This window comes from Shewanella decolorationis S12, assembly GCF_000485795.1.
Lineage (GTDB): Bacteria > Pseudomonadota > Gammaproteobacteria > Enterobacterales > Shewanellaceae > Shewanella > Shewanella decolorationis.
Window position 1 is genome coordinate 38,714 of the sequence record NZ_AXZL01000076.1, and the last position, 16,465, is coordinate 55,178.

The 16,465-nt window shown below is 48.9% G+C and carries 18 protein-coding genes; 15 read left to right on the forward strand and 3 right to left on the reverse strand.

Annotated features, from left to right (window positions below; genetic code table 11):
* Positions 1–50: 50 nt before the first annotated feature.
* On the reverse strand, positions 51–551 hold the full coding sequence (locus SHD_RS17225) for a zinc ribbon-containing protein (protein ID WP_023268299.1): 501 nt from the start codon (positions 549–551) through the stop codon (positions 51–53).
* Positions 552–672: 121 nt separating this feature from the next.
* On the opposite strand from SHD_RS17225, the gene leuS reads away from it, so the two are divergent.
* From leuS to lipA, 14 genes are all read left to right on the forward strand, one after another.
* Positions 673–3,252 (forward strand): leucine--tRNA ligase, encoded by a 2,580-nt coding sequence (leuS, locus tag SHD_RS17230; RefSeq protein ID WP_023268300.1) that lies wholly within the window; start codon positions 673–675, stop codon positions 3,250–3,252.
* Between the two features lie 59 nt (positions 3,253–3,311).
* Positions 3,312–3,806 (forward strand): LPS-assembly lipoprotein LptE, encoded by a 495-nt coding sequence (locus tag SHD_RS17235; RefSeq protein ID WP_023268301.1) that lies wholly within the window; start codon positions 3,312–3,314, stop codon positions 3,804–3,806.
* Positions 3,807–3,858: 52 nt separating this feature from the next.
* Positions 3,859–4,890 carry a DNA polymerase III subunit delta gene (holA, locus tag SHD_RS17240; protein WP_023268302.1) on the forward strand — a complete coding sequence of 344 codons (1,032 nt, stop codon included), beginning with the start codon at positions 3,859–3,861 and terminating at the stop codon, positions 4,888–4,890.
* Between the two features lie 12 nt (positions 4,891–4,902).
* Complete coding sequence (nadD, locus tag SHD_RS17245) at positions 4,903–5,541, forward strand: nicotinate-nucleotide adenylyltransferase (RefSeq protein WP_023268303.1); 639 nt, start codon at positions 4,903–4,905, stop codon at positions 5,539–5,541.
* 108 nt (positions 5,542–5,649) lie between these two features.
* On the forward strand, positions 5,650–5,979 hold the full coding sequence (rsfS, locus tag SHD_RS17250) for a ribosome silencing factor (protein WP_037430791.1): 330 nt from the start codon (positions 5,650–5,652) through the stop codon (positions 5,977–5,979).
* Positions 5,979–6,449, forward strand: coding sequence for a 23S rRNA (pseudouridine(1915)-N(3))-methyltransferase RlmH (gene rlmH, locus SHD_RS17255; RefSeq protein WP_011621784.1), 471 nt, complete (start codon positions 5,979–5,981; stop codon positions 6,447–6,449). Before rsfS ends, rlmH begins: the two co-directional genes overlap by 1 nt.
* Before the next feature lie 60 nt (positions 6,450–6,509).
* Positions 6,510–8,366: a penicillin-binding protein 2 gene (mrdA, locus tag SHD_RS17260; RefSeq protein ID WP_011716117.1), complete on the forward strand. Its 1,857-nt coding sequence runs from the start codon at positions 6,510–6,512 to the stop codon at positions 8,364–8,366.
* The gene (gene rodA / locus SHD_RS17265; protein ID WP_023268305.1) at positions 8,363–9,466 is read left to right on the forward strand and encodes a rod shape-determining protein RodA; all 1,104 of its coding nucleotides are present in this window, start codon (positions 8,363–8,365) and stop codon (positions 9,464–9,466) included. The genes mrdA and rodA overlap by 4 nt, the downstream gene beginning before the upstream one ends.
* Before the next feature lie 17 nt (positions 9,467–9,483).
* Positions 9,484–10,566, forward strand: coding sequence for a lytic murein transglycosylase B (gene mltB, locus SHD_RS17270; protein WP_023268306.1), 1,083 nt, complete (start codon positions 9,484–9,486; stop codon positions 10,564–10,566).
* Positions 10,550–11,392, forward strand: coding sequence for a septal ring lytic transglycosylase RlpA family protein (locus SHD_RS17275; protein WP_023268307.1), 843 nt, complete (start codon positions 10,550–10,552; stop codon positions 11,390–11,392). Before mltB ends, SHD_RS17275 begins: the two co-directional genes overlap by 17 nt.
* Positions 11,393–11,536: 144 nt before the next feature.
* Positions 11,537–12,712 carry a serine hydrolase gene (locus tag SHD_RS17280; protein WP_011621779.1) on the forward strand — a complete coding sequence of 392 codons (1,176 nt, stop codon included), beginning with the start codon at positions 11,537–11,539 and terminating at the stop codon, positions 12,710–12,712.
* Between the two features lie 121 nt (positions 12,713–12,833).
* Positions 12,834–13,100, forward strand: a complete 267-nt coding sequence (gene ybeD, locus SHD_RS17285; protein ID WP_023268309.1) for a DUF493 family protein YbeD — start codon at positions 12,834–12,836, stop codon at positions 13,098–13,100.
* 93 nt (positions 13,101–13,193) lie between these two features.
* Positions 13,194–13,847 carry a lipoyl(octanoyl) transferase LipB gene (gene lipB / locus SHD_RS17290; protein WP_023268310.1) on the forward strand — a complete coding sequence of 218 codons (654 nt, stop codon included), beginning with the start codon at positions 13,194–13,196 and terminating at the stop codon, positions 13,845–13,847.
* On the forward strand, positions 13,844–14,809 hold the full coding sequence (gene lipA / locus SHD_RS17295; RefSeq protein ID WP_023268311.1) for a lipoyl synthase: 966 nt from the start codon (positions 13,844–13,846) through the stop codon (positions 14,807–14,809). Before lipB ends, lipA begins: the two co-directional genes overlap by 4 nt.
* Before the next feature lie 70 nt (positions 14,810–14,879).
* Here the strand turns inward: lipA and rimI are convergent, their stop codons facing one another.
* On the reverse strand, positions 14,880–15,332 hold the full coding sequence (gene rimI / locus SHD_RS17300) for a ribosomal protein S18-alanine N-acetyltransferase (protein WP_161629223.1): 453 nt from the start codon (positions 15,330–15,332) through the stop codon (positions 14,880–14,882).
* A 97-nt stretch (positions 15,333–15,429) separates the two neighbouring features.
* Complete coding sequence (locus SHD_RS17305; protein ID WP_023268313.1) at positions 15,430–15,780, reverse strand: DNA polymerase III subunit psi; 351 nt, start codon at positions 15,778–15,780, stop codon at positions 15,430–15,432.
* A gap of 215 nt (positions 15,781–15,995) precedes the next feature.
* Between SHD_RS17305 and dpsA the strand changes: the two genes are divergently transcribed.
* Complete coding sequence (dpsA, locus tag SHD_RS17310; RefSeq protein ID WP_011621773.1) at positions 15,996–16,463, forward strand: DNA starvation/stationary phase protection protein DpsA; 468 nt, start codon at positions 15,996–15,998, stop codon at positions 16,461–16,463.
* The last annotated feature ends 2 nt before the right edge of the window (positions 16,464–16,465 follow it).

The window sequence follows — 16,465 nt, forward strand, 5'->3', positions numbered from 1 at the left end:
TAAAAAAACGACGCTGAGCGTCGTTTTTTATTTTTGGGAAAACTATAAGACTAAGGCGTTAACGCCTCGCGGGTAAACTCTTCATGGTCACACTCGGGACAATCTGGGATCACTCCCGGGAACTCAATACTCATTTCATGGCCACAATTAGTGCACACCATCACCCCTTGGCTAACAATATCGCCACTCTGGTAATAACCGTGATGTTTGAAGTCTTGAGCCAACTCATGCCACTCCACTTGGCTGCGGTCAGTGATTTCACTTAACCAATGCCATAGAGTATTTTCTAGGGTGATCACCGTTGGGCTGTGACTTAAGCTATCGGCGTTTTGCTCACGCAAAAAGCTGGCAATATCACGCTTTAAGAATTGCTCCACTAAGGCGAGCTCATCTTCCCCCGCTTGTTCTTTGAGGCGTAAAAACTCTTTCCCTTGAGTGACAGACTTAAATAAATTCTTTGCAGTCAGCGAGTTATCTTCCGCAAATTGCGCTTTCACTTCGTTAATTAAGGCTTGATACAGTCCTAGTAGCGCACTACTTCTATCATTCATAACCAATACTCCTTCATAGAACCTTTTTAATGCATCGCTTCTAGTTTATTCTATGCAGATCTTATTCGCGTCGATATGGCGTTAGATCAAATAAATAGGCGGCACTGCCGGAAATAGCGTGATGCAAGAGCAATATAATCCCTCAGAAATTGAAGCCTTAGTGCAAAAGCACTGGCACGACAACAAAACCTTTGAAGTTACTGAAGATCCAAACAAAGAAAAGTTTTATTGCCTTTCGATGTTCCCCTATCCTTCAGGTCGACTCCACATGGGACACGTTCGCAACTATACCATAGGCGATGTGGTTGCCCGCTTCCAGCGTCTTCAAGGCAAAAACGTGCTACAACCTATCGGTTGGGACTCTTTCGGTTTGCCAGCAGAAAACGCCGCAATCAACAACAAAACCGCTCCTGCGCCATGGACTTATCAAAATATTGAGTACATGAAGAATCAGCTAAAACTGTTAGGTTTTGGCTATGACTGGAGCCGTGAAATCGCCACTTGCACCCCAGAATACTACCGCTGGGAACAATGGTTCTTCACTAAACTGTACGAAAAAGGCTTAGTTTACAAGAAGACGGCTTCTGTTAACTGGTGCCCTAACGATGAAACCGTACTGGCTAACGAGCAGGTACAAGACGGTTGCTGCTGGCGCTGTGATACCCCTGTAGAACAAAAAGAAATTCCACAGTGGTTTATTAAGATCACCGCCTACGCCGAAGAACTGTTAAACGACATCGACACCTTAGACGGCTGGCCTGAGCAAGTTAAGACCATGCAGCGCAACTGGATTGGTCGCAGCGAAGGCGTGGAAATGACCTTTGGTGTTGCTGGTAGCGACAAGTCATTCGACATCTACACTACCCGTCCAGATACCCTGATGGGCGTAACCTATGTGGCGATTGCTGCGGGTCACCCATTAGCCGAATTAGCAGCGCAAACTAACCCTGAGCTTGCTGCCTTTATCGATGAGTGCAAAAACAGCACAACGTCTGAAGCCGATTTAGCCACCATGGAAAAGCGTGGTGTCGCGACTGGTCTATACGCCATTCACCCCATCACTGGCAAACAAGTGCCCATTTGGGCGGCTAACTTCGTACTGATGAACTACGGCACCGGCGCTGTGATGTCTGTTCCTGGTCACGACCAACGCGATTACGAATTTGCTAAAAAGTACAATCTGCCCATCGAAGCGGTTATCAAACCTGTTGACGGCGAGTTAGACATCAGCGAAGCGGCTTACACCGAAAAAGGCGTGCTGTTTAACTCTGGCGAATTCGACGGTTTAGATTTTGACGGTGCCTTCAATGCCATCGCCGACAAGTTAGTGGCTGAAGGTAAAGGCAAACGCCAAGTGAACTACCGTCTGCGCGACTGGGGTGTATCACGTCAGCGTTACTGGGGCGCGCCAATTCCTATGGTGACCTTAGCCGATGGTACTGTGATCCCAACGCCAGAAGATCAACTGCCAGTCATTCTGCCAGAAGATGTGGTGATGGATGGTATCCAAAGCCCAATCAAGGCCGATAAAGAATGGGCGAAAACCCAAGTTAACGGCCAAGACGCGCTGCGCGAAACCGATACCTTCGATACCTTTATGGAATCTTCTTGGTATTACGCCCGTTACTGCAGCCCACAGGCTGACCAAATGTTAGACCCAACCAAGGCTAACTACTGGTTACCCGTAGATCAGTACATTGGTGGTATCGAACACGCCTGTATGCACTTGTTGTACTTCCGTTTCTTCCACAAGTTGCTGCGTGACGCAGGTCTAGTAAACACTAACGAGCCAGCAAAACAACTGCTGACTCAGGGTATGGTTCTGGCCGATGCCTTCTACTACACCAACGACAAAGGTGCCCGTGTATGGGTGTCGCCACTGGATGTAGTGACTACAGAAAAAGACGACAAGGGCCGTATTACTAAGGCTATCGACAAAGACGGCAACGAACTGGTTTATACCGGTATGAGCAAGATGTCTAAGTCGAAAAACAACGGTATCGATCCTCAGGTGATGGTAGAGAAATACGGCGCCGACACAGTTCGTCTGTTTATGATGTTCGCCTCTCCACCAGAATTAACGCTGGAATGGCAAGAGTCTGGCGTTGAAGGTGCGCACCGCTTTATCAAACGTCTGTGGAAACTGGCCAGCGATTATGTGGCGCAGGACAACAGCGAAGCGTTAGACGTGAGCAAATTAACTAGCGAGCAAAAAGCGCTGCGCCGTGAAGTGCACAAGACTATCGCTAAGGTGACCGATGATATCGGCCGTCGTCAGATGTTCAACACCGCGGTTGCCGCCGTGATGGAACTGATGAACCACCTGCAAAAAGCGCCACAAACCACAGGTCAAGACCGAGCCATCATTGGCGAAGCTTTAACTGCGGTAGTGCGTTTACTGTACCCAATCATCCCACACGTAAGCTTTACCCTGTGGAACGAACTGGGCAACACCAACAGCATCGAAGACAGCCAATGGCCTGTTGTCGATGAATCTGCACTGGTAGAAGACAGCAAACTCATCGTGGTACAAGTGAACGGTAAAGTGCGCGCTAAGATCACTGTCGCAGCCGATGCTGACCAAGCATCTGTTGAAGCGCTGGGTATGGCGGACGAGCAAGTCATCAAGTACTTAGATGGTGTTACGGTTCGTAAAGTTATCTATGTACCCGGTAAACTGCTCAGCATCGTTGCCAACTAACATCGTTGCTGTGATAAACGGATGCTGTCCACAAGACAAACAGGAAACCGCGAAAACTTATGCTAATTAAACGCTTAGCTTTCGCAATCATGGCGCTGGTCATTATGACCAGCGCAGGTTGCGGTTTTAAGCTTCAACGTAGCTATCAAATCCCCGAGCAGCTCAATCAACTCAGTTTGAGCAGCTCGGACGAATACAGCGAACTCACCCGTTTGGTGCGTGAGCGGTTACGTTTGAACAACGTCAAGATTGTCGATGCCGCCAATGATGTGCCAGTGTTAAGGCTCATCACCGACTCCTTAGAGCGTTCGACCCTGTCACTTTACCCAACGGGCAATGTGGCCGAGTATGAGCTTATCTATTTCGTCGAATTTGCCGTGGCCTTGCCAGGCAAAGAGGCGCAGCCTTTCAAGATTGAAATTCGCCGCGATTACTTAGACGACCCTCGCACCGCACTGGCTAAAAGCCGTGAGATGGAACTGTTAGTCAAAGAAATGCGTATCCAAGCGGCCGACCGGATCCTGCAATCCATGGCCAGCGCTGAGGTGAATTAATGCAGGGTCCCAATTAATGTGGCACTGCAACAAAATGTGGAGAGTGATTTAAATGCGTGTTTATCCTGATCAACTCTCCCGCCATCTCAATCCGCTTCACGCTTGCTACCTGATTTTTGGTGATGATCCTTGGTTGCTCGAAACCTCCAAGGATCAGATCCGCCAAGCGGCCAAACGCCAAGGGTTTGAAGAGCGCGTTCAGTTAATTCAAGAAACGGGTTTTAACTGGGGTGACTTGACCCAAGAATGGCAATCCATGAGCCTGTTTTCCAGCCGGCGCATTATTGAGCTAACACTGCCCAACGCAAAACCTGGTGCTGATGGTTCGGCGGCACTACAAGCGTTACTGCAAACGCCTAATCCCGATGTGCTGCTGATCCTCGAAGGTCCAAAACTCGCCAGCGAGCAAACCAATAGCAAGTGGTTCAAAACCTTAGATAGCTTAGGGATTTATTTGCCCTGCACCACGCCAGAAGGCGACCAATTCAGACGTTGGCTCGACTCACGTATCGCGCACTTTAAGCTGAATTTACAACCCGATGCGCGCGCTATGCTCTACACCCTGTACGAAGGGAATTTACTCGCCGCCGATCAGGCCATGCAGTTGCTACAACTGTTAAGCCCAAGCCAACCTATTGGTGCTGACGAATTAAGCCATTACTTTGAAGATCAATCCCGCTTTACCGTGTTTCAGCTCACCGATGCACTGCTGAATAATCGTCAAGACAGTGCTCAACATATGCTGGCCCAACTCAACGGTGAAGGCACGGCCATGCCGATTTTACTCTGGGCCTTGTTTAAAGAGCTGCAGCTACTGCTTAGCCTCAAGAGTGAACAAGCCCAAGGCGCGCCCTTAAATAGTCTCTTTGGTAAACATCGAATTTGGGATAAACGCAAACCCTTGTACCAAACCGCGTTGCAGCGCTTAAGCCTCACCCAAATCGAACATATGCTTGCCTTTGCGTCCAAGCTAGAATTGAACTTAAAGCAATTAGGCCATGAAGATTGGACAGGGCTCAGCCACCTGTGCTTATTATTCGATCCCAAGGCCCACGGCCATCTGGCCCATATCAGCTTAGATTAAGGCGGAGTGTTGATGCGTATCGGTATTTTAGGCGGCACCTTCGACCCCATACATTACGGCCATATTCGCCCCGCGATGGAAGTCAAAGCCAGTCTCAAGCTGGATAAAATCCTGCTGATGCCCAACCATATTCCGCCCCATAAAAACTCCACCCACTCGAGCACGGCGCAGCGGCTCGAAATGGTCGCACAGGTTTGTGAAGCATTAACGGGCTTTGAGCTGTGTGATATCGAAGCTAAACGCGACAGCCCATCCTATACCGTTGTCACCCTTAAGCAGTTAAGTCGGCTTTATCCCAATGACGAACTGTTTTTTATCATGGGGATGGATTCGTTTATTCATCTGCAAAGCTGGCACCAATGGCAGCAATTGTTTGAATTATCCAATATCGTAGTATGTCAGCGCCCGGGCTGGCATTTAGCCGAAGGGCACCCGATGCTGCATGAGTTAAACGTACGTCACGCAACGCTTGATGCGTTAAGTCACTCAAGCGCGCCGCAACATGGACGCATCTTTACCGTCGATATAAGCCCACAGGATATTTCGTCCACCCAAATTCGCTCACAACTGGCGATGGGGGAAATTCCACAGGATGCCCTCCTGCCCGTCACTTTAAATTACATTCAAAAACAACGGCTTTATTTTTCCTAGGCCCAAAATCCCGCGCCAATAATACAAACTCGGCCGCTAAGATAATGTATTCCACAGCGCAAGACTGATATACTAGCGCGCTATTTAAAATAAATGAGGTACATCAGCGTGCAGAGCGCCGAATTAAAGCAGTTTGTTGTCGACAAAATCGACGATTTAAAAGCCCGTGACGTCGTGGTTATCGATGTCAGCAACCAATCTAACATCACCGATTACATGGTGATTTGTTCAGGTACATCTAAAACTCACGTGAAAGCGATCGCCGAAAACCTTGTGCTCGAAGCGAAAGCGGCCGGCATTCCACCAATTGGTATCGAAGGCCGCGACAGCAGCGAATGGGTATTGGTGGATATGGGCAACGTGATCCTGCATGTTATGCAAGACCAAACCCGCGATTTCTACCAGCTTGAAAAGCTCTGGTCAGAAAAGCAAGCCTAATGAAGTTGCAACTCATCGCAGTAGGGACACGGATGCCCGATTGGGTCACCCGCGGCTTTGAAGAGTACCAACGCCGCTTCCCCCGAGATATGGCGCTGGAACTGATTGAAATCCCTGCCGGCAAGCGCGGAAAAAACGCTGATATCGTTCGTATCCTGCAAAAGGAAGGCGAGCAAATGTTAGCGGCTATCCCTAAGGGCAATCACATTGTCACCTTAGATCTTCCCGGCAAAAACTGGACTACGCCAGAATTGGCGACAGCCATGAACAAATGGCAACTCGATGGTCGTGATGTGAGCTTACTGGTTGGCGGCCCCGAAGGCTTAGCGCCCGCCTGTAAGGAAGCCGCCCATCAGAGTTGGTGCCTGTCGGCATTAACCCTGCCCCATCCTTTGGTGCGGATTGTGGTTGCCGAAAGCTTATACCGCGCGTGGAGCGTGAACACCAATCACCCTTATCACAGAGAATAGCGGGATCTTGATGTTAACGAGTGTCAACCACCCGGATGGGATCAGCTGGAGATAGCCTAAGTGTCGCCAAAAAAGCGGATAACCATGCACGACCACGCCGCCGAGGCGTCACTGTTTAAGCGCCGTGCGCTGTTCACTTTTTTTTGTGTTGTCGCCCTCTTGAGCGTGTTGGTGACCAATCTTTATCACCTTCAAGTTGAATCCTATAAAGATTACGCAACACGTTCTAATGACAACCGTATTCGCGTCGTGCCCATCGCCCCAAGCCGTGGCCTGATTTACGACAGAAACGGCGTACTCCTCGCCGAAAACCAACCCTTTTATTCCCTCGATCTGGTGCCAGAGAAAATTGCCAATATGTCCGAAACCTTGGACGAACTGGGCAAGTTAATCGAGATCACCCCAGATGAGCGCGAAACCTTTACCGACGCCTTAAAGTTTCACCGCCGCTTTAAGCCGCTTACCCTTAAAAATCAGCTGACTGAAGAGCAAGTGGCGATTTTTAGCGTGAACCAGCATCGCTTTCCTGGGATTTCCGTCGAGGCGGGTTTAAAGCGTAACTACCCCTATGCGAGCCAGCTCACCCATGTGCTGGGCTATGTGGGCAAAATCAACACCCGTGATCGCGCCCAATTGGAGCGTAACGATCAATGGAAGAACTATGCCGCCACCAAGGATATTGGTAAGCAAGGCATTGAAAAATTTTATGAATCTCTGCTGCACGGCACGCCTGGTCACCTCGAAGAAGAAGTGAACAACCGCGGCCGAACTATCCGCACCCTTAAAATCGTGCCGCCGGAGCCGGGGCAAGATATTTACTTGACCCTCGATTTGCAATTGCAGCAAAAGGCCGTGGAATTACTCCAAGGTCACCGTGGCTCGATTGTCGCTATTGATCCGAGAGACGGTGGTATCTTGGCCCTAGTCTCGAGCCCAAGTTACGACCCTAACCAGTTCGTCCAAGGGATTAACAGCAAAGATTACAGCGATTTATTGAACGATAAATCCCGCCCGCTGATTAACCGCGCCACCCAAGGCCAATATGCACCAGCCTCGACGGTCAAACCCATTATCGCCCTGCTGGGATTGGATGAAAAAGCCGTCACCGAGCACACCCGTATTTGGGACCCTGGCTTTTGGCAAATCCCCGGCGTTGAGCGTAAATACCGCGACTGGAAACGTTGGGGCCACGGCTGGGTGAACGTTTACAGCGCCATCGTCGAATCCTGCGATACCTACTTCTATGAATTGGCTTATAAAATCGGTGTCGACCCTATCGCCCGCTTTATGGAACAATTCGGCTTTGGCCAAAATACTGGTGTCGATATTTTCGAAGAGTCGGCAGGCAATATGCCCTCAAAAGAATGGAAGCGCTTAAAATACAATCAGGCTTGGTATATTGGCGACACGATTTCTGTCGGTATCGGTCAAGGTTACTGGACTGCAACACCATTGCAATTAGCCAGCGCCACCGCCATTCTCGCCAATGATGGCCGCCGCTTCCCGCCACATTTGTTAAAGTCGATTAAAGATAATACGGCCAAAATTGACTCGCCAATTAACGAGTTACCACCGATTGAGCTTAAAAATCCGCGCAACTGGAAAATCATCAACGAAGCCATGCGCCAGACTGCTCATAAGTCACGTTTTACCGACGCCAGTTACACGGCGGCGATGAAAACCGGTACGGCGCAGGTCATTGGCGTAGCCGAAAACACTAAGTACGATGCCAACAAGATTGCCGAGCATTTCCGCGATAACGCCCTCGTCGTCGCCTACGCGCCCTTTGAAGATCCGAAAATCGTCCTCGCAGTGGTGATGGAAAACGCCGGCTGGGGTGGCGCAAACGCAGGCCCTGTCGCCCGCGCTATGCTCGATGAATACATGCTAAGAGACACTTGGAAACCAACGCCATGAGTGCCCAACCACGTCAAAATATCTGGCAACGAATGCATATCGACTTGCCCTTACTGCTCGGCCTATTTGCCGTCATGGGCTTTGGCCTGTTTGTTATCTACTCCGCCAGCGGTGAAGATCTTGGCATGATGGAGCGCCAGCTGTTTAGGATGTTTTTATCCCTAGGCATTATGTTTACCATGGCACAGATCAATCCCGAGGCACTCAAACGCTGGGCCCTGCCAATTTATCTTGCGGGGATTGTGCTACTGCTTGGGGTACATTTTTTTGGGGAAATCAATAAAGGTGCGCAGCGCTGGCTGAACTTAGGCTTTATGGAGTTCCAGCCATCGGAACTGATTAAGCTCGCCTTCCCCATCACTATGGCATGGTATATCAGTAAGTTCCCTCTGCCGCCAAAGAAACGCTATCTAGCAGGGGCAGGGGTTATCCTGCTAATACCAACCCTATTAATCGCTAAACAACCTGACTTAGGCACCTCGATTTTGGTTGCCGCATCGGGCATTTTCGTGCTGTTTTTATCGGGCATGAGCTGGGCGATTGTGGGCGGTTTTATTGCCGCAGTGTTAGCCTTCTTACCCATTCTTTGGTATTTCTTGATGCACGATTACCAAAGAACCCGCGTATTGACCCTGCTCGATCCTGAACAGGATCCGCTAGGCGCCGGTTACCATATTATCCAATCGAAAATCGCCATTGGCTCCGGCGGCCTCTGGGGCAAAGGTTGGCTCGATGGCACCCAATCCCAATTAGAATTTATCCCCGAACGTCACACCGACTTCATCTTTGCGGTGATCGGTGAAGAGTTTGGCCTGATAGGCAGTATTATCCTGCTCCTGATGTACCTGTACATCATCGGACGCGGCTTAGTCATCGCCTCTCGCGCACAAACCAGCTTCGCCCGGCTCCTTGCCGGCAGTATCACATTGACTTTCTTCGTTTATGTTTTTGTGAATATTGGTATGGTTTCAGGTATCCTGCCTGTGGTGGGTGTGCCTTTACCCCTTGTCAGCTATGGCGGTACTTCCATGCTGACATTGATGACAGGGTTTGGCATTCTTATGAGCATTCATACCCATAGACGTTTTGTCGATAGATAATTTTTAGGGACTTTTTAATGCCTATTTTTCGAGCTTGTTTGGCTCCACTGGCAGTACTTTGCCTCAGTTCATATCTCCTTGGTTGCTCGACGGCAAACGAGCCTGCTGCACCCACACCCCCGCCAAGTGCAGCAGTAACGACACAGGCTCTCAGCCCCGTATTAACTGAGGCACCAGTATTACCTGAATCCTTAAAGGCTGAATTTATTAAAACCCAAATGGCACAAGGCTTTACCCAAGCCGAAGTTGAAAGTTTCTTAGCTAAAGCTAACTACAACCAAGCCGTTATCGATGCCATTTCTCGCCCTTGGGAAGCCAAGCCTTGGCATCAGTACTATCCGATTTTCTTAACAGAAAAGCGCCTCAATGCAGGTCTAGCCTTCTGGAAAAAACACGAGGCGACGATTGCCAAGGCCGCGACAAAGTACCAAGTCGAACCACAAATTATTGTGGCTATTATTGGTATCGAAACTTTCTATGGCCAGTACACAGGTAATTATCCGGTAATTGATGCGCTCTATACCTTAGGGTTTTATTACGAGCCAAGAGCCACCTTCTTTCGCAAGGAATTTGGTGAGTTGATGAAGCTGGTAAAAGAAGAACACTTAGATATCAATAGCCTTAAGGGGTCCTACGCTGGCGCCATGGGCTTTGGTCAGTTTATTCCTTCAAGCTATCGCCACTATGCCGTGGATTTTGATGGCAGCGGCAACCGTGATTTGCTCCAAAGTCCAGAGGATGCCATTGGCAGTGTGGCCAATTATTTCCATGAACACGGCTGGCAGTTGCATGCCCCCGTTGCGCTCCCTTTAGTGAATAGCAGTGCCAATGCGCCTAAAGCCAAAGTGTGGGCCGGCGAGAAGTTACACTACAAGGTTTCTGATATTCTCAGCCCAAGTTTATCGCTAGCCACCGCCCGCGATTTAGATGCCTCGCAAAAGGCCATGCTCATCGAGCTGGAACAAGTGGATAGTAAGGACTACTGGTTAGGACTCAATAACTTTTATGTGATCACCCGTTATAACCGTAGCCCTTTGTATTCCATGGCCGTTTATCAATTTAGCCAACAACTGAAGCAACAACATGACGCTAAAAAATAACCTTTTACCGCTCTTGATGCTCGGCTGCTGTTTTGCACTCGCGGCCTGCTCGAGTTCTAATTCTGGCTCTGCCAGCGAGAAGAACAAGAACATGGATCCCAACAAGGGCCGCTACGCGCTAAAAAACGATAAGATGCCCATCAATCCACCCAATGTGGACCATGTGCCAAACGCGACGCCTAAATACGAGCCCTACAGCCGCCGCGGTAATAAACCTTACACGGTTTATGGTGAGTCCTATACAGTATTAGACTCGGGTGAGGGATTCTCCGAAACAGGCCGTGCATCATGGTATGGTGAAAAATTCCACGGCTATGAAACATCAAACGGTGAGCCCTACGATATGTATGGCATGTCAGGAGCTCACAAGACCTTGCCTCTGCCAAGCTATGCCCGCGTCACTAACTTAGATAACAATAAGCAGGTGATTATTCGGATTAACGATCGCGGCCCTTTCCACTCCGACCGGATTTTAGACTTATCCTATGCCGCCGCTTATAAGCTGGGCATGTTAGGTACAGGTACCGCGCGCATTAAGCTGGATGTGATTTATGTGGGCAATAAGGCTGCGACTCAGTCAGCCATCGCCAGCATCCAATCTTCAGGTAATCACTACATACAATTGGTCGCCTCGAAAGATCAGCATAAGCTAAACAAAATGGCGAAGGATCTGGAGAAGAAATATCAGGTCAAGACCCGTGTACAACCGGCAAACAATATGTTTAGACTACAGCTCGGTCCAATCGGCCAAGCAGAGCTTGCTGACCGATTACTCAATAAAGTGAAACAAGACGGTTATCCCGAAGGCTATATGGTTTTAGAGTAGTGACCGCTCACTATAAGATGTCGATTTAGCTTAAAAATACCCCAGATGAAGGAACCTTCACTGAAAAACTTTGTCGAAGGGTGGTATACTCGCGAAACTATTTTGCCTTTTCTTTCAATACAACCAAAAAGACGTGCTAAGTTAATGATGAATTTTGTAAAAAGTCCCATTAAAACATTGCTGCTAATTTCGAGTGTTTCTCTTCCTGTTTATGCTGCGCAGCCGATTGTTACCCCTGATGCACCTACAGTTGCCGCCAAGGCTTACGTCTTGATGGATTATTACTCGGGCCAAATCATTGCCGAAGAAAATGCCTACGAAAGCTTAAACCCAGCCAGCTTAACGAAGATGATGACCAGTTATGTGATTGGTCAAGAAATCAAAGCGGGTAACGTATCCCCAGATGATGATGTGACCATCAGTAAAAATGCGTGGTCGAAGAACTTCTCTGACTCATCAAAAATGTTCATCGAAGTGGGTAAAACCGTTAAGGTTTCCGACTTAAACCGCGGCATCATCATCCAGTCGGGTAACGATGCCTGTGTAGCCATGGCCGAACACATTGCCGGCACTGAAGGCGCCTTCGTCGACATGATGAACTCATGGGCGAAGCAGCTTGGCATGCGTGACAGCTACTTCGAAAACTCCCACGGTTTAGACTCAGAAAACCACAAATCCACTGCCTACGACATGGCGTTATTAGGTGCTGCGCTTATCCGTGACGTGCCTGAAGAATACCGTGTCTACAGCGAAAAATACTATACCTTCAACGGTATCAAGCAATACAACCGCAACGGCTTGCTGTGGGATAACAGCATGAATGTAGACGGTATCAAAACCGGCCACACCTCTGGCGCAGGTTATAACTTAGTCGCGTCAGCCACAAAAGACGGCATGCGTTTAATTTCGGTTGTTATGGGTACTCAAAGTGAAGCAGCCCGTAAAGCAGAAAGTAAAAAACTGCTCACCTATGGTTTCCGCTTCTTCGAAACCGTCACCCCTTACAAGGCGGGCGACAGCTTCGTGACCCAACAAATTTGGTACGGCGATAAGAGCACTGTCGATTTAGGTGTTGCGACTGATACCCCAATCACCATCAGCCGTGGCCGCGCGAAAGACTTAAAAGCCAACTTCGAACTGACTAAGCCACTGGACGCACCACTGAAAAAAGGTGAAACTGTTGGCCGCTTGTACTTCCAGTTAGATGGCAAAGATATTGCGCAATTCCCACTGGTTACCCTGCAAGAAGTCAACGAAGGCAGCTGGTTCAGCAAATTAGTTGATTACTTTAAGCAACTGTTTTCTGGTTGGTTTAGCTAATCCGAATCACAAAAACTAAGCCACCTTCGGGTGGCTTAGTTGTTTTTGAGGGAGTATCGCCCTTGAATCGGGTATAATCGTCACCATATAGTTCCCATTAAAATGGTTATAGAGCACGACTATGTTAAACACGAAATTTGATGAACTCATGGAGTTCCCCTGCGCCTTCCCCTTCAAAGTGGTTGGCGATGCCCACGAAGCCCTGACCGACAGAGTCGTTGCCGTAGTGCAAAGACATGCACCGGGAGACTATTCACCCACGGTTAAGGCCTCGAGCAAAGGTAGCTACTATTCGGTCACTATCCGCGTGACAGTGACCAGCAAAGATCATATTGAGACACTGTACACTGAGCTTGCCAATATCGAAGGCGTACGCCGCGTACTATAAGTATTCCTCAAGGCCAGAAAATGTGATCTATCTTACATTTATGGCGAAGAGGCGTATAATAGCGCCACTCAATTCTAGGGGGAGAGGTTGCCCTTGCAAGACACCACTTTGCATATTCGGCATCTGGGACAACAGGATTATGAGTCTGTGTGGCATGCGATGCAGCATTACACCGACACACGTAACAGCGACAGCCCAGACGAACTGTGGATCGTTGAACATCCACCCGTATTTACCCAAGGCCAAGCAGGTAAAAGCGAACATATTTTGAATCCGGGGGATATTCCCGTGATCCAAGTGGATCGTGGTGGCCAAGTGACTTACCATGGGCCGGGACAATTAGTTGTCTACCCTCTCCTCGATATCAAACGCAGCAAGATTGGCGTCCGTCAGCTCGTGACCCATATCGAGCAAAGCATTATCGATATGCTCGCCAAATACGCTATCAATGCCTACGCCAAGGCCGATGCGCCTGGCGTGTATGTGGATGAGCGCAAAGTCGCCTCTTTAGGGCTTCGCATTCGTAAGGGCTGCTCCTTCCACGGCTTAGCACTGAATGTCGATATGGATCTGGCGCCGTTTCGCCGCATTAACCCCTGCGGTTATGCTGGGCTTGAAATGGTGCAATGCAAGGAACTAGGCGGCCCACAAACCGTGATAGAAGCAGGCGAACAACTCATTATTACCCTTAGCCAACTATTGGGCTACCAACAACTAGTTCATCATCAAGGATTAGCAGCGTCATGAATAGGCCTGAACGTTTACAACCCGGAGTCAAATTAAGAGATGCCGATAAAGTCTCGCGCATTCCGGTTAAAATCGTGCCCTCTGAGCGCGAAACCATGTTACGCAAACCCGATTGGTTAAGGGTTAAATTGCCCGCGTCAAACCAACGCATTCTCGATATTAAGCAAGCGTTACGCGCTAACGGCCTGCACTCAGTCTGTGAAGAAGCATCTTGCCCTAACTTGGCAGAATGTTTTAACCACGGCACCGCGACCTTTATGATTTTAGGCGCAATTTGTACTCGCCGCTGCCCATTCTGCGACGTGGCCCACGGTCGTCCACTCAAGCCCGATGCGGAAGAGCCAGTCAAACTGGCACAAACCATTCGCGATATGAAGCTGAAATACGTGGTTATCACCTCGGTTGACCGCGATGACCTGCGTGATGGCGGTGCCCAGCACTTTGCCGACTGTATCCGTGAGATCCGTAAGCTCAATCCCGAGATTAAGATTGAGATCTTAGTGCCCGATTTCCGTGGTCGTATCGATGCCGCCCTCGACATTCTGTCGACCGAGCCGCCTGATGTGTTCAACCACAACCTTGAAACTGCGCCTATGCATTACCGTAAAGCGCGTCCGGGTGCGAACTATCAATGGTCACTCGACCTACTAAAGCGCTTTAAAGAGCGTCACCCCAACGTGCCGACAAAATCGGGGCTGATGATGGGTCTAGGTGAAACCAACGAAGAAATCGCTCAAGTGCTGCGCGACTTACGTGAACACAAGGTTGAAATGTTAACCTTAGGGCAATATCTGCAACCGTCTAAGTTCCACCTGCCGGTTGAGCGTTACGTGTCACCAGCCGAGTTTGATGAGCTTAAAGCCCTTGCCGATGAGCTTGGCTTTACCCATGCAGCCTGTGGTCCATTAGTGCGTTCAAGCTACCATGCCGATCTGCAAGCTCAAGGTAAAGAAGTGAAGTAACATTCGCTTTATTAACCCCATAAAAAAACAGCGCTAATGCGCTGTTTTTTTTATATCAACTTCGAAAATCTTAAGCCGTTTCACTTAAGGCTAAATCCATCAAAATCGCATTTTCTTTGCCATCAGCCAAAGGATAATAGCCTTTGCGACGTCCGGTTTCGACAAAACCCCGCTTCTGATAGAGCGCGCGCGCGGCAAGATTTGATTCGCGAACCTCTAGCATCAGCACCACGGCCTTGGCAGCCTTAGCGCCGTCGATAACCGCCGTGAGTAGCAGATGCCCATAACCTCGTCCTTGTTGTTCTGGCAGCAAACAAATATCTAGCAGCGTTGCCTCATCAACAATCTGCTGCACAATCGCAAAGCCGAGTAACTCGCCATCGTTTTGCATTAACCCAAGGACGCGGTACAAGTGGCCAAAACAATCGGCAAGATTATTCTCACTCATAGGATGGGAATGGGCACTCGCTTCAATGCGCGCCATTTGGCTTACATCCGTTGGCGTCAGGAGCACAATTTGCAATGATTCACTCAGGGTTTTAAGGACTTGATGACTCACGGGAAAATCCAAATTAAAAGGTAACTCACGATAATGTATACGGGGCAGGACCAATAGAGGCTTAGGCCGTTAATTGCTGCTCACGCCACTGGCAAATCTGTTCCCACAAGGCACGCTTTGCCTCACTGCGAGTTAGTAACTCAGCTAAGGGATCCGACACTAACCAAGCCACTCTCGGTCTAACCCTATGACGGCGTAAATCCCAAACTATGGTTTTGCCCTTATGTGGCTCAGTGTTGAACTCACAGTCATCCTTACTGATCCCAATTAAGCCAAGGACCGTATCAATCAGTGGCTCAGCGGCAGACGACATATCATCAACGTCCCAAACCACTTGATAAGGTCGCACTTTTGTATCGCAAAGCTGCCAAGGAGTTATCTCCATCGCGGCTAAATAGGCTGATTTATTCATCGGTTATTGGGGTTTCATTAGGCATAGACACAGCCACAAGAATACCAGCTAAATGGGCCGAATGTTATTGCCAAGATATGGTTCATTACTCAAGCCAAATGTTTGCTTACGTTTTAATCTACAAAATCGATTTATAGAATCTATTTTAACCGCTTTAGATGTTTTACTCATTTGATAAGCTATCCCCATTGAGTAGGACAATAGGAGGAATTTCCATGATTAACATCGGCATCAACCAGAGTCACAGAGAAGAAATCGCCGCTGGGTTAAATCAGTTATTGGCCGACAGCTATAGCCTTTATCTTAAAACCCACAGCTTCCACTGGAACGTCACAGGCCCCATGTTCACTAGCTTGCACTTATTGTTTGAACAGCAATATACCGAGCTTGCCTTAGCGGTCGATTTAATCGCCGAGCGAGTTCGTGCATTGGGCGCAAGGGCCTTAGGCTCCTATTCGGCCTATGCCAAGTTGACCGAAATCCGTGAAGACCAAGGTGTCACTAAAGCTGAAACCATGATCCGTGAACTGTTAAGCGACCAAGAAGTAGTGATTAGAAACGCACGTGCGCTCTATCCCTTGGTTAGCCAAGCCAACGATGAAGCAACGGCCGATTTACTCACCCAGCGCATTCAACTCCATGAGAAAAATGCGTGGATGTTACGTAGCTTATTAAGCGAATAACC

What these genes read in the sequence shown, in the direction of transcription:
- SHD_RS17225 (WP_023268299.1), bottom strand. Translation starts at nt 551, where the DNA reads ATGAATGATAGAAGTAGTGCGCTACTAGGACTGTATCAAGCCTTAATT.
- leuS (WP_023268300.1), top strand. Translation starts at nt 673, where the DNA reads ATGCAAGAGCAATATAATCCCTCAGAAATTGAAGCCTTAGTGCAAAAG.
- SHD_RS17235 (WP_023268301.1), top strand. Translation starts at nt 3,312, where the DNA reads ATGCTAATTAAACGCTTAGCTTTCGCAATCATGGCGCTGGTCATTATG.
- holA (WP_023268302.1), top strand. Translation starts at nt 3,859, where the DNA reads ATGCGTGTTTATCCTGATCAACTCTCCCGCCATCTCAATCCGCTTCAC.
- nadD (WP_023268303.1), top strand. Translation starts at nt 4,903, where the DNA reads ATGCGTATCGGTATTTTAGGCGGCACCTTCGACCCCATACATTACGGC.
- rlmH (WP_011621784.1), top strand. Translation starts at nt 5,979, where the DNA reads ATGAAGTTGCAACTCATCGCAGTAGGGACACGGATGCCCGATTGGGTC.
- rodA (WP_023268305.1), top strand. Translation starts at nt 8,363, where the DNA reads ATGAGTGCCCAACCACGTCAAAATATCTGGCAACGAATGCATATCGAC.
- mltB (WP_023268306.1), top strand. Translation starts at nt 9,484, where the DNA reads ATGCCTATTTTTCGAGCTTGTTTGGCTCCACTGGCAGTACTTTGCCTC.
- SHD_RS17275 (WP_023268307.1), top strand. Translation starts at nt 10,550, where the DNA reads ATGACGCTAAAAAATAACCTTTTACCGCTCTTGATGCTCGGCTGCTGT.
- SHD_RS17280 (WP_011621779.1), top strand. Translation starts at nt 11,537, where the DNA reads ATGATGAATTTTGTAAAAAGTCCCATTAAAACATTGCTGCTAATTTCG.
- ybeD (WP_023268309.1), top strand. Translation starts at nt 12,834, where the DNA reads ATGTTAAACACGAAATTTGATGAACTCATGGAGTTCCCCTGCGCCTTC.
- lipA (WP_023268311.1), top strand. Translation starts at nt 13,844, where the DNA reads ATGAATAGGCCTGAACGTTTACAACCCGGAGTCAAATTAAGAGATGCC.
- SHD_RS17305 (WP_023268313.1), bottom strand. Translation starts at nt 15,780, where the DNA reads ATGAATAAATCAGCCTATTTAGCCGCGATGGAGATAACTCCTTGGCAG.
- dpsA (WP_011621773.1), top strand. Translation starts at nt 15,996, where the DNA reads ATGATTAACATCGGCATCAACCAGAGTCACAGAGAAGAAATCGCCGCT.